The 12,229-nt window shown below is 77.8% G+C and carries 10 protein-coding genes; 8 read left to right on the top strand and 2 right to left on the bottom strand.

The annotated features are described in order from the left end of the window. Positions 1 to 241 precede the first annotated feature (241 nt). Genes EV188_RS08605 through EV188_RS08615 form a run of 3 tightly spaced genes read left to right on the top strand, consistent with a single transcriptional unit; the run spans position 242 to position 4,313 of the window. The gene (locus tag EV188_RS08605; protein ID WP_133825826.1) at positions 242 to 1,003 is read left to right on the top strand and encodes a phosphatidylserine decarboxylase; all 762 of its coding nucleotides are present in this window, start codon (positions 242 to 244) and stop codon (positions 1,001 to 1,003) included. Beyond that, positions 1,000 to 2,070: a CDP-diacylglycerol--serine O-phosphatidyltransferase gene (pssA, locus tag EV188_RS08610; RefSeq protein WP_133825827.1), complete on the top strand. Its 1,071-nt coding sequence runs from the start codon at positions 1,000 to 1,002 to the stop codon at positions 2,068 to 2,070. Before EV188_RS08605 ends, pssA begins: the two co-directional genes overlap by 4 nt. Continuing rightward, entirely contained in the window at positions 2,067 to 4,313 is a 2,247-nt protein-coding gene (locus EV188_RS08615; protein WP_133825828.1) for an AAA family ATPase, read from the top strand. Before pssA ends, EV188_RS08615 begins: the two co-directional genes overlap by 4 nt. Here the strand turns inward: EV188_RS08615 and EV188_RS08620 are convergent. Together EV188_RS08620 and EV188_RS08625 are read right to left on the bottom strand one after the other, a co-directional pair. Further along, a complete protein-coding gene (locus EV188_RS08620; protein ID WP_133825829.1) occupies positions 4,310 to 5,050 on the bottom strand; it encodes a LytR C-terminal domain-containing protein in 741 nt (246 codons plus the stop codon). The genes EV188_RS08615 and EV188_RS08620 overlap by 4 nt on opposite strands. A 78-nt stretch (positions 5,051 to 5,128) precedes the next feature. Then, positions 5,129 to 5,428: a nucleoid-associated protein NapA gene (locus EV188_RS08625; protein WP_133825830.1), complete on the bottom strand. Its 300-nt coding sequence runs from the start codon at positions 5,426 to 5,428 to the stop codon at positions 5,129 to 5,131. Positions 5,429 to 5,575: 147 nt separating this feature from the next. Here EV188_RS08625 and EV188_RS08630 point away from each other — a divergent pair, with 147 nt between their 5' ends. From EV188_RS08630 to thiD (EV188_RS08650), 5 genes are all read left to right on the top strand, one after another. Then, positions 5,576 to 6,163 (top strand): peptide deformylase, encoded by a 588-nt coding sequence (locus EV188_RS08630; protein WP_133825831.1) that lies wholly within the window; start codon positions 5,576 to 5,578, stop codon positions 6,161 to 6,163. A 61-nt stretch (positions 6,164 to 6,224) separates the two neighbouring features. Beyond that, complete coding sequence (locus EV188_RS08635) at positions 6,225 to 7,136, top strand: S1C family serine protease (RefSeq protein ID WP_133825832.1); 912 nt, start codon at positions 6,225 to 6,227, stop codon at positions 7,134 to 7,136. A gap of 79 nt (positions 7,137 to 7,215) precedes the next feature. After that, entirely contained in the window at positions 7,216 to 10,389 is a 3,174-nt protein-coding gene (locus EV188_RS08640) for an ATP-binding protein (RefSeq protein ID WP_133825833.1), read from the top strand. Between the two features lie 104 nt (positions 10,390 to 10,493). Then, on the top strand, positions 10,494 to 11,327 hold the full coding sequence (thiD, locus tag EV188_RS08645) for a bifunctional hydroxymethylpyrimidine kinase/phosphomethylpyrimidine kinase (RefSeq protein WP_208114075.1): 834 nt from the start codon (positions 10,494 to 10,496) through the stop codon (positions 11,325 to 11,327). A gap of 53 nt (positions 11,328 to 11,380) precedes the next feature. Beyond that, positions 11,381 to 12,220, top strand: a complete 840-nt coding sequence (thiD, locus tag EV188_RS08650) for a bifunctional hydroxymethylpyrimidine kinase/phosphomethylpyrimidine kinase (RefSeq protein ID WP_133825834.1) — start codon at positions 11,381 to 11,383, stop codon at positions 12,218 to 12,220. The last annotated feature ends 9 nt before the right edge of the window (positions 12,221 to 12,229 follow it).

Here is a 12,229-nt window from a genome sequence, read left to right on the forward strand (position 1 = left end):
CACCATGTGTGACAGGTGTCATGGACCCCGCTCCAGGTGTGTCCAGACATCGTCCGGGTGGGCCCGTCACAGGACCAACCGCTTGTCGCTGGGGAGCGGACGAGCGGTTCCCGGCCGGGGTCGCCGACTCGGGGGTTGGCGGCCCCGGCCCCATCCCGGGGCCTTCCCACCTCGTCCCACCTCCGGCTCGGCCGATAGGTTTCCGGTCGCGCGCCGTCGAGGAGAGGGATCCGTACCGACGATGGTCAACTCCGACCAGTCCCCCGCCCAGCACGCCGACCGACCGGAGGTCCCCACGGGACCCGGCGGCACGGTGCGCCACGCCCTCGCCCTCGTCCGCGACACGATTCCCCCGCTGCACCCCGGTGGCGCCCCCGTGATCGGCGCGGTCGCCGCCGCCGCGTTCGGGGTCCGGGCGCTGCGGGGCCGCGGGACGTTCGGGGCGCTGGCCGTCACGGCCGGGGTCGCCGCGTTCTTCCGCTCGCCGCAGCGCACGACGCCGCGCCGCGCCGGCATCGCGGTGGCGCCCGCCGACGGCACCGTGAGCCTCGTCGACACCGCCGAGCCGCCCGAGGACCTCGTCGCCCGCGGCCTGCCGCCCGGCCCGCGCCCGCGGGTCAGCGTCTTCCTCTCGGTCTACGACGTGCACGTCCAGCGCGTCCCCGTCGACGGCCAGGTCCAGGCCGTCGAGCACCGTCCCGGCAGCTACCTGTCCGCCGACCTCCCCGCGGCGAGCGACACCAACGCCCGCACGGCGCTGTGGGTGCACGGCACGGACGGCCACGACCTCGCGGTCCTGCAGATCGCCGGGCTCGTCGCGCGCCGGATCGTCTGCGACGCCGCGCCCGGCGACGAGGTCCGCGCCGGCGAGGTCTACGGGCTCATCCGCTTCGGTTCGCGGGTCGACCTGCTCCTGCCCCCGGGCAGCACCGTCCACGTCGAGCCCGGGCAGCGGGCGGTCGGCGGGGAGACGGTGCTGGCCGATCTACCGGACCCGCGATGAACCCCGAGACCGCGGAGGGGCGCACCGGTGGGCGCGGCGTGCGGCTGCTGCCGAACGCCGTCACCGTCCTCGCGCTGTGCTCCGGGCTCTCCGGGGTGCAGTTCATGCTCGCGGAGAACCGGATCGCGGCGCTGGCGTGCATCGCCCTCGCCGCCGTCTTCGACGCGCTCGACGGCCGGCTCGCCCGGCTGCTCGACGCGACCAGCAAGATGGGCGCGGAGCTCGACTCCCTGTCCGACTGCGTGTCGTTCGGCGTCTCCCCCGCGCTGATCCTCTTCCTGTGGTCGCTGCACGACATCCGGATCGGCTGGGTGGTCGCGCTGGTGCTCGTGGTGTCGGCCGCGCTGCGCCTCGCCCGCTTCAACACGCTCTCCGACGACGAGGAGGCCCCGCCGTACGCGGGCGAGTTCTTCGTCGGCGTCCCGTCGCCGGCGGGCGCGCTGGTCGCGCTGGCACCGATGGCCCTCGAGGTCCAGCTCGGGCCGGGGTTCTGGTCGCAGCCGGTCGTCGTCGCCGTGTGGACGATCATGGTCGGGACGCTGATGATCAGCCGGGTGCCGACCGCCTCGCTCAAGAGCGTCCGGGTGCCGCCGTCGCTCGTCGCGCCGTTGCTGGTCGCGGTCGCGTTCGCGGCGGCCGCGCTGGTGACGTTCCCGTTCGTCGTCTACGCCGTGGCCGTCGGGGCCTACCTGCTGCACATCCCGTGGGCGGCCAACCGCTACCGCTGGCTGGGCCGCCACCCCGAGGTCTGGCACGTGCCCCCGCGCCAGCGCCGGGCCGTGCGCCGCGCCCACCGCCGCCTCGGGCTCGCGCCGCCGCGCCGCAACCTGCGCCGCCGCGTCGCCGGTGCCGCGCAGCGGGCGGGCAGCGCCGCGCGCAACATCGGGCGTGACCGCGACCGCCACGGCGGCGACCCGACCGCTCCCCTGCCGCCTCCGGGGCCCGTGGAGCGCCCCACGGAGCGCCGGGACCGTCCGGTGCAGCGCAACGGCACCGGAGACGACCGCCGTCCCCGCCCCCGCGGCTCGCGCCGGCTCGGGCTGCGCCGGCACCGGGACGAGCGGTGAGCGCCCCGGTCGGCGTCGACCTCCTCGCCCGCCTGGGCACCTCGGCGGGCGACGCGCGCCGCGGCGTCGTGCGCCTGCACCCCGAGGTGATCACCGCGCTGGGCCTCGAGGCCTGGGACGCCGTGCGCGTGACGGGCGTGCGGGCCACGGCCGCGCTCGTCGCCCCGGCCGCCGCCCCCGCCGCGCCCGGGACGGCGGTGCTCGACGAGACGACCATGGTCAACGCGGGCGTCGTCGACGGGTCGACGGTCGGCGTGGCCGCCGCGCCGGTCGCCGTCGCGCGCCAGGTCGAGGTCTCCGGCTCCCGCCTCGCCACCGCCGCGCTCGCCCCGGAGACGCTGCGCCTGGCCCTGACCGGCAAGGTCCTGCTCTCCGGCGACACGCTCTCGCTGCTGCCCCAGGACCTCAGCCCGATCCCCGGCGCCGACGCCGCGGGCGCGCGCCGCGGTCTCGCCGCCGCGCTGGGCGGCACCTGGACCACCGAGCTCGTCACCGTGACCGCCGCCGAACCGCCGAGCGGCGCCGACCCCGCATCGGCGCTGGTCGTCGCGCCGACGACGGTCGTGCGCTGGCGGAACGGGGCGAGCACGGGGGCGGCGCCGGCGCCGGCCACGTCGGCGGTCGCCCCGGCCCCGGCACCGGTGACGGCACCCGCCCCCTCCGTCGAGGAACCCGCGGTCGCCGTCGGCGACCTCGTCGGCCAGGCCGAGCCCGCCCGCCGCCTCGGCGAGTGGTTCGACCTCGTGTTCAAGCGCCCCGAGCTGCTCGAGCGCCTCGGTGCCGCGCCGCGCCTCGGGGTGCTGGTCAGCGGCCCCGAGGGCGTCGGGAAGACGACGCTCGTGCGGGCGGTGTCCGCCGAGGCCGAGGCGCGGGTGGTGTGCCTGCCCGCCCCCGAGGTCGCCGCGATCGAGGCCGGCGCGGCCGCGGCGCGCGTGCGGGAGGCCGTCGACGACGCGACCGCGCACGCGCCGACGGTGCTGCTCCTGACCGACGCCGAGGTGCTGCTGCCCGCCACCGACCCGCCGCCGCTCTCGACGCTGGTGCTCGAGGCGCTGCGCCGGGCCGCGGGGACGTCGGGCACGGCGCTGGTGGTCACGTCCTCGCGGGCGGAGGCGCTGGACCCGCGGCTGCGGGGCGCCGACCTCGTCGACCGCGAGCTCACGCTGCCCGCCCCCGGCGACCGCGACCGCGCCGAGCTGCTGCGGGTGCTGCTGCGCGGGGTGCCGCTGGCCAAGGACGTCGACCTGGCCTCGGTCGGCGCGCGGACCCCGGGGTTCGTGGCCGGCGACCTGGTCGCGCTGCGCCGCGAGGCGGCCGTCCGGGCGGCGCTGCGGGTGGGTGACGACGAGGGTGACCCGTCGCTGACCACCGACGACCTCCTCGGCGCCGTGTCCTCGGTGCGCCCGGCCTCGCTGTCGTCGGGGTCGCAGACGCTGTCCTCGGGTGGGCTGACGCTCGACCGGGTCGGCGACATGGTCGAGACCAAGCAGGCGCTCACCGAGACGATCCTGTGGCCGCTGCGCTACCCCGACTCGTTCGCGCGCCTCGGGGTCTCGCCGCCGCGCGGCGTGCTGCTCTACGGCCCGCCGGGGTGTGGGAAGACGTTCCTCGTGCGCGCGCTCGCGGGCACCGGCTCGCTGAACGTCTTCGTGGTCAAGGGCGCGGAGGTGCTCGACAAGTTCGTCGGCGAGTCCGAGCGGGCCGTGCGCACGCTGTTCCGCCGGGCCGCGGCGGCCGCGCCGGCGCTGGTGTTCCTCGACGAGATCGACGCGCTCGCACCGCGCCGGGGCGGCTCGACCGACGCCGGCGTCTCGGACCGGGTCGTCGCCGCCCTGCTCACCGAGCTCGACGGCGCCGAGCCGCTGCGCGACGTCGTGGTCCTCGGCGCCACCAACCGCCCCGAGCTCATCGACCCGGCGCTGCTGCGGCCCGGGCGCCTCGAGCGCCGCGTGTACGTGCCGCCGCCGGACGCCGCGGCACGTGCGGACATCCTGCGCGCCTCGTCCCGCGACACCCCGCTCGCCGACGACGTCGACCTCGACGCGCTGGCCGAGGACCTCGAGCGCTACTCGGCCGCCGACTGCGCGGCGCTGATCCGCGAGGCGGCGCTGACGGCGATGCGCACGTCGCTGGAGTCGACGGAGGTCACGGCGAGCGACCTGGCGACCGCCCGCGACGCCGTCAAGCCGTCGCTGGACCCGCGCCAGCTGGCGGAGCTGGAGGCCTACGCGGGGGAGAACTAGCCCCGGTTCTGGCCCCAGTTGTTCGTCGCGATGACGATGACGCCGGGCGAGGCGTTCGCGATGCCGTCGAACCGGGGCATCGAGCGGAGCCCGAACTGGCCCGCGATGGCGTCGGCGGCGCCCTGCTCGCCGGTGCCGGGGCGGTAGTAGACGGTGCTCTCGGGGATGACGCCGTTCGGGTAGTTGCCGACCTCGACGACGTTCCAGCCGTCGGCGCGCATCTCGGCGGCCGCGCGGTCGGCGAGGCCCTGGATCGTCGAGTTGTTGAAGACCCGCACCGCGACCGCGGAGTCCACGCCGCCGCCCCCGCCGGAGCCGCCACCGGACCCGCCGGAGCCACCCGCCACGGCACCGCCGCCGCCGGCACCGCCGCCGGGCACGATCGGCGCGCCGACGGCAGGCCCGCCACCGGGTGCGCCACCCGGGGCACCCGGGCCGCCCACGCCGGGCTGACCCCCGGGCGGGACCGGCCCGCCGGGGGGCACGGGGCCGCCGGGCAGACCGTTGCCGGGGACACCGGCCTGGTTCGGGGCGGGTGCGGGCGCCGGGGCGGGCGAGCCGTTGCCGGTCGCGCCGGGCAGCGGCGCCGCCGGGCTCGCGGGGGCGGCCGTGGGGCTCGAGGGCCCCTCACCCCCGAGGGCGAGCAGGCCGACCACGGCGGCCACACCGGCGATCGCGAGCATGACGATGCCCGCGATGCGCATCCGCGAAGCGTCGGCGGACCCGGGCCCAGTCATGACGTGCTCCCCTCGGCGGACCGTCGTCCGCTTCCCTGCTCGCTCGGCGGAATGCCGCGTCAGGGAGTCAGGAGACCATCAACGAGGCTCCACACCGAGGCGACGCGCCGCACGGGCCCGCTGGCGACTCTGTCTCAGGCGCCTCAGGCGTTTCACGAGCATGGGGTCGGCCGCGAGGGCCTCCGGCCGGTCGACCAGGGCGTTGAGCACCTGGTAGTAGCGGGTGGCGGACATGTCGAAGAGCTCGCGGATCGCCTGCTCCTTGGCGCCCGCGTACTTCCACCACTGGCGCTCGAACGCGAGGATCTCGCGGTCGCGACGGTCGAGCCCGTCCGACGGCTCCTCCTGCGGGGGGTGCACCCGAACCGCGTCCGCCACGCTTCTCGCCTCCAGCCCACCACGGCGTCCCGCCCGCCTCGAATGACACGCCTGTCATTCGGGCTCCTCCATTCAATCACGGCGCCCCGACAGCGCGGGGCTCCACGCGTGGGAAGCCGACGAACTCCGGCGCACTACGGTGCGGCCGTGACCGTCAGGCCCGTCGTCATCGTCGGCGACCCGGTGCTGCACCGGCCGACCCGCCCCGTGACCCCCGAGGAGTACGGCGGGGACGCGCTGCGCACCCTTGTCGAGGACCTCTACGAGACGATGGACGCGGCCAACGGCGTCGGGCTGGCCGCGAACCAGATCGGCGACGACCGGCGCGTGTTCGTCTACGACTGCCCCGACCCGGAGCTGGACGGGGAGCGGCGCCGCGGCGTCGTCGTCAACCCCGTCCTGACCGCCGACGCGCCCACGGGGACGATGCCCGACCCCGACGAGGACGAGGAGGGCTGCCTGTCGGTGCCGGGCGAGGCCTTCCCGACGGGCCGGGCGGAGTGGGCCGAGGTGCGCGGGGTCGACGTCGAGGGCACGGAGATCGTCGTGACGGGCACGGGCTACCTCGCCCGCTGCCTGCAGCACGAGACCGACCACCTCGACGGCCACCTCTACCTCGACCGTCTCGTGGGCCGGCACCGCCGCGCCGCGAAGCGCGCCGTCCGTGACCACGGCTGGGGCGTCCCGGGCAACTCCTGGATGCCGGGCGTCGACCCGGACCCGTTCGGCCACTGAGCCCGTTCCGCCCACAGCGGACACCGCGGCCAAGCCTGGTGCAACGGTGTAAGCACGAGGCATGGACGAGCTCGACGCCTACTCCCGCACCGTGAGCACGGTCGCGGCCGCCGTGGGCCCGTCGGTCGCCGCGGTGCGCGCCGGCCGGGGCAGCGGGTCGGCGGTGGTCGTCGACGACGGTGTCCTGGTCACCAACGCCCACGTCGTCGCCGGCAACCGCGACGGCGAGGTCGCCTACGCCGACGGCACGGAGGGGCGGGTCACGGTGCGCGGCACCGACCCGCTCTCCGACCTCGCGGTCCTGACGACCCGCGACCCCACGCCGCCGCCGCTGCCCCTCGGCGACGCCGGCGAGCTGGTGGTCGGGCAGCTCGTGGTGGCGGTCGGCAACCCGCTGGGGCTCGCCGGGTCGGTCACGGCCGGCGTCGTCAGCGGGCTCGGCCGCGCCCTGCCCGTGCGCAGCGGCCGGGCGAGCCGGGTGGTCGAGGACGTCATCCAGACCGACGCCGCGCTCAACCCCGGCAACTCCGGCGGCGCGCTCGCCGACGCGTCCGGGCGGGTGGTCGGCATCAACACCGCGGTCGCCGGGGTCGGGCTGGGCCTGGCCGTCCCGGTCACGGACACCACCCGGCGCATCCTCGAGGCCCTGCGCGCCGACGGCCGGGTCCGCCGCGGGTATCTCGGGCTCGTCGGGGCGCCCGCGCCCCTGCCCGCCGACGTCGCCGCCCGGCTGGGACGCCCGAAGGGCCTGCGCGTGGCCGAGGTCGTGCCCGGCAGCCCCGCCGCGCGCGCCGGACTGCACGCCGGCGACCTCGTCGTGTCCGCCGACCGCGAGCCGGTCAGCGACGCCCAGGGCCTGCAGCGCCGCCTGTTCGCGCCGTCCGTCGGGCGCACGATGCCGGTGACGGTGCTGCGCGGCGAGGCGATGGTCGACGTCATCGCCGTGCCCGCGGAGCTCACCGAGAGCACGTGACCGGAGTCCGTCCGCCGACGGGCGGCTGACCCACCCGGGTGACCCTGCCGCCGCCGGAGGAGCGATCTACCCTCGGCCGGTGGGGGTAGAGATCGGGGTGCTCGGCCCGCTGCGCGCCACGGTCGACGGCGCGCCCGTCGAGCTGGGCGGACCGGCCCGCCGCGCCGTGCTCGCCCGGCTGGCCGTCGCGGGCGGGGAGGTCGTCACCGCCGACCGCCTCGTCGACGACCTGGCCGGCGGGCGTCCGGGACCCAACGCGCTCGCGTCGCTGCAGGTGCACGTGTCGCACCTGCGCCGGGCCCTGGAGCCGGGGCGGGCGCCGCGGACGCCGCCGCAGGTCCTCGTCACCGCCGCCCCCGGCTACGCGCTGCGCCTGCCCGACCCGGACGGCCTCGACGCGGCGCGCCTGACCCGCCTCGTCGACGCCGCCCGCACCGCGGAGCCCGAGCGCGCCGCCGTCCTCCTGCGCGAGGCCCTCGCGGTGCGCCGCGGCCCGGCCTACGCCGAGTTCGCCGACGAGCCCTGGGTGCGCCCCGAGGCCGCCCGGCTCGACGAGCTGGTCCGCACCGCCCGTGAGCGCCTCGCGGCCGCCGAGCTCGCGCTGGGCCGGCACGGCGACGTCGTCCCGCTGCTCGAGGGCCACGTCCACGACCACCCGCTGCGCGAGGAGGGCGTGCGCCTGCTCGCCACCGCCCTGCACCGCGGCGGGCGTGCCCCCGAGGCCCTCGAGCTGCTGCGCCGCACCCGCGGGCACCTGCGTGACGAGCTCGGCCTCGACCCCGGCCCGGCGCTCGTCCGCCTCGAGACCGCGATCCTGACGCCCGAGGCCCCCGCCCCGGCGGCGGCGCGACCGCTGGGCCGCGACGCCGAGCTCGCCCGCTGCGACGCGGCCGCGACACGCGTCGCGGCGGGCGCGGTGGAGCTGGTGCTCGTCGCCGGCGAGGCCGGGTCGGGCAAGACGACGCTGGTCGACGCCGTCGCCGAGAACCGGGCCCGGGCGGGCTGGACGGTCGCGCGCGGGCGCTGCCCCGAGGTCGACGGCGCGCCGCCGGCCTGGCCGTGGACCGAGGTGCTGCGCGACCTGGGCGTCACCGAGGCCGACACCGAGAGCCCGTTCGCCCGCGGCCGGGCCGTCCTCGACGCGCTGGGCGACCGCGCGCCCGTCCTCGTCACCCTCGACGACCTGCACCGCGCCGACGACGAGACCCTGCGCCTGCTGCGCATGGTCGCGACGGGCGCGGGCGCCGGGCTGCTCGTCGTCGGCACCCACCGCAGCGAGGAGGACACCGCCGCCCTGCACGCGACGTGGGCCGCGCTCGCGACCGTCGTGACCGACCGCCTGGCGCTCGGCGGGCTCGCCGCCGACGCCGTCGGGACCCTGCTCGCGCGGCACGGGCTGCGCACCGACGCCGCCACCGCGGCCGCCGTCGCCGACCGCACCGGCGGCAACCCGCTGTTCGTCCGCGAGGTCGCCCGCCTGGCCGCGACGACCGGCGAGGACGGGCTGCCCGCCGGGGTCCGCGACGTCCTGCGCCGGCGCCTGCGCGAGCTGCCCGGGCGCTCGCGGGCCGCCCTGGCGCACGTGGCGCTGCTCGGGCGCTCCGCGGACGTCGACCTCGTGCTCGCCGTGGAGGCGGCCGTCGCGGGCCGCACGGTCGGCGAGGTCGAGGAGGAGGTGCTCGACGGGCTCGAGGCGGCCGTCGAGGCCGGCGTGATCGGCGAGGACGACGGGGCGCGCGCGGTGCGTTTCGTCCACGACCTCTGGCGCGAGGTCGTCGCCGACGAGGTCCCGCGCCTGCGCCGGGCGCGGCGGCACGCGCGGATCCTCGACGTCCTGGAAGCCGGCGTGGCCGGGCCCGCGCCCCCCGCTGCCCTCGCCCACCACGCCCTCGCCGCCGGCGACCGCGTCGCCCCGGAGCGGATGCTCGCCCACGTCGCGCGGGCCGCCGACGCCGCGATGGCGCGCGGGGCGTTCCGGTCGGCGGTCGCCCTGTGCCGGGGGGCGCTGGCCCTGGCACCCGACGGGCCGGCGGTGGTGCCGCTCCGCTGCGCCCTCGTCGCCGCGCTCGCCGCCTCGGGGGCGGGCGAGCACGCCCACACCGAGCGCGGTCTGGCCGTCGAGGCCGCGCGCGCGACCGGCGACCCCGAGCTCCTCGCCCGGGCCCTGACCAGCCTCGACGCGCCGATGCCGTGGCCGGTGCGCGGGACGGGCGGGCGGATGGCGCCGCTGTTCGCCGAGCTGCTGGCGGACCGCCCCGACGACGAGATGCGCACCCGGCTGCTCCTCGCGTACGCCCGCGAGGTCGAGTTCCTCGAGCCCGCCCGCGCCGCGGCGCTCGCCGACGAGGCCCTGACCCGGGCGCGGGCGTCGGGCCCCACCCGGCTGCTGTGCACCGCGCTCAACACCGTCTTCCTCGTCAACTCGCAGCCGGAGCGGTGGACGCAGATCGAGCCGGTCGGGCGCGAGATGCTCGCGGCCGCGCAGGTCGGCGGGCACGCCGATCATCGCGCCGAGGCCCACCACGTGCTCTTCTGCGCCGCGGTGGTCCGCGACGACCTGGCCGCCGCCCGCCACCACGCCGACGCCGCCCTCGCCGCCGCGACCGACGGGCAGCTCGAGATGACGCTGGCCTTCGTCGGCCTGCACGACGCGATGCTCGCGCTCACCGGCGGCCGCGACGACCTCGCCGAACGGACCTACGCCGAGGAGGGCGGGCGCCTCGCCGCCGCCGGGGTGCCGCACGCCGCCGTGCTCGTCGAGGTCGCGCGGTTCACGCTCGCCCTGGCCCGCGGCGACACCGCGCCGACCCTGCCCGCGCTGCAGCGGATCGACGGCGCCTTCCCCCGCTACGTGCACGACCTGCTCGCGCTCGCGCTGCTCGACGCCGGCCGCGAGGACGAGGCGCGGTCGCTGTGGGCGCAGGGCCTGCCGGTGCCGCGGGACTGGAGCTGGGGCGGCCTGCTCACCGTGCAGGGCCTGGTCGCGGCGCGTCTCGGCGACCGGGAGCGTGCGGCGCCCGCGTACGCCGCGCTCGAGCCGTTCGCGGGCCGGTGGGGCCTGTCGGTCACCGGCATCCTCGCGTTCGCGCCCATCGACCTCGTGCTCGCGCGCCTCGCGCGGGTGCTCGGCCACGGCGACGACGCCGTCGCGGCGCACCTGGAGCGGGCGCTGACCGTCGTCGGGGACGCCGGGCCGTGGCGGGACCGGGTCGTGGCCGACCGCGAGTTGCTGCCCCTCGACGCGCGCGGTTAGGTTCCGCGCCGATCGATCGCGCGGGAGCCCCGGACGGGGCTGAGAGGGCAGGGAGCTGCCGACCGCTGGACCGGCCGGGTCATGCCGGCCTGGGAGGAACGCCCGTGGACGCCCCCACCCCGCCCGTCGCCCTCGCGATCGCCGGTACCGACTCCGGCGGCGGCGCCGGGCTCACCGCCGACGTCCGGGCCTTCACCGCCTGCGGGGTGCACGGGGCGGTCGCGGTCGCCGCGGTCACCGTGCAGAACTCCGTCGGCGTCGAGGGCTTCCACGCGATCCCGCCCGACGTCGTCGCCGCGCAGATCCGCGCGGTCGCCGGCGACATGGGCGTCGACGCCGCCAAGACCGGCATGCTCGCCTCGACCGAGATCATCGCCGCGGTGGTGGAGGCCGGCGACGAGGTCGGGATCGGGACGCGCATCCCGTTCGTCGTCGACCCCGTCGCGGCGTCGATGCACGGGCATCCCCTGCTGGCGCCGGACGCGCTGGACGCCGTGCGCACCCTGCTGATCCCGCGCGCCACGCTCGTCACGCCGAACCTCGACGAGGTGCGCCTGCTGGTCGGGGTCGACGTCGTCGACGACGACACGGCGCGCGCGGCGGCCCGCGCGCTGCTCGACCTCGGGGCCGGCGCGGCGCTGGTCAAGGGCGGGCACCTGGTGGGGTCGCCCGAGGTCACGGACCTGCTCGTGACCGCCGACGGCGCCGAGCACCGGTTCACCTCGCCGCGGCGGGAGACCGAGCACAGCCACGGCGGCGGGGACTCGCTGGCGTCGTCGATCACGGCCGGCCTGGCGCGCGGGATGGCGCTGGTCGACGCGGTGGCGCTCGGCAAGGCCTACATCACCCGCGCCGTCGACCACGCCTACCCGCTCGGCGCCGGCCACGGCCCGGTGTCGTCGCTGTGGTCGGTGGCGCGATGGGCTCCGCCCACGTGAGTGATATGGGTCGTCCTGGCAACCCGAACCACTCACGAGGGCGGAGCCCATCCATGGCCGAGACCCCACCGCGCGCGCTGACGATCGCCGGTTCCGACTCGGGCGGCGCCGCCGGGCTCGAGGCCGACCTGCGGGCCATGACCGCGTGCGGGGTGCACGGCTGCGTCGCGGTCACCGCGGTCACCGTGCAGAACTCGCTCGGCGTCTCCGGGGTGCACCTCGTGCCGGCGGACACCGTCGCGGCGCAGGTCCGGGCCGTCGTCACCGACATCGGGGTGGGCGCGGCGAAGACCGGGATGCTCGCCTCGCGGGAGATCATCGACGCGGTCGCCGACGTCGTCGACGAGGTCGGGATCGGGCGGGACGAGGACCGCGTGCCGTTCGTCGTCGACCCCGTCGCGGCGTCCATGGCCGGCGAGCCGCTGCTCGCCGAGGACGCGATGGAGGCGATCCGCAGCCGGCTCTTCCCGCGCGCGGCGCTCGCGACGCCGAACCTCGACGAGGTGCGCCTGCTCGTCGGGGTCACCGTCACCGACACCGCCTCGGCCCGCGAGGCCGCGGAGGCCCTGTACGCGCTCGGGCCGCGGTACGTGCTGGTCAAGGGCGGGCACCTGCGCGGGTCGCCCGAGGTGATCGACCTGCTCTTCGACGGCGAGCAGACCTGGGAGTTCGCCGGCCCCCGCATCGACACCCCGCACGTCCACGGCGCCGGCGACGCCCTGGCCAGCGCGGTCTGCGCCGGGCTGGCCCGGGGCGCCGCCATGCCCGACGCCGTCGCGGCCGCCGAGCGCTACATCCGCCGCGCCGTCGCCGAGTCCTACCCCCTCGGCGCCGGCGTCGGCCCGGTCTCCCCGCTGTGGGCGATCGACGATGCGCTGCGCGCACGTGAGTGATCCGGGTCG

Source organism: Actinomycetospora succinea (assembly GCF_004363095.1).
GTDB classification, from domain to species: domain Bacteria; phylum Actinomycetota; class Actinomycetes; order Mycobacteriales; family Pseudonocardiaceae; genus Actinomycetospora; species Actinomycetospora succinea.

What these genes read in the sequence shown, in the direction of transcription:
- thiD (WP_133825834.1), top strand. Translation starts at nt 11,381, where the DNA reads ATGGCCGAGACCCCACCGCGCGCGCTGACGATCGCCGGTTCCGACTCG.
- EV188_RS08605 (WP_133825826.1), top strand. Translation starts at nt 242, where the DNA reads ATGGTCAACTCCGACCAGTCCCCCGCCCAGCACGCCGACCGACCGGAG.
- EV188_RS08620 (WP_133825829.1), bottom strand. Translation starts at nt 5,050, where the DNA reads ATGACTGGGCCCGGGTCCGCCGACGCTTCGCGGATGCGCATCGCGGGC.
- pssA (WP_133825827.1), top strand. Translation starts at nt 1,000, where the DNA reads ATGAACCCCGAGACCGCGGAGGGGCGCACCGGTGGGCGCGGCGTGCGG.
- EV188_RS08635 (WP_133825832.1), top strand. Translation starts at nt 6,225, where the DNA reads ATGGACGAGCTCGACGCCTACTCCCGCACCGTGAGCACGGTCGCGGCC.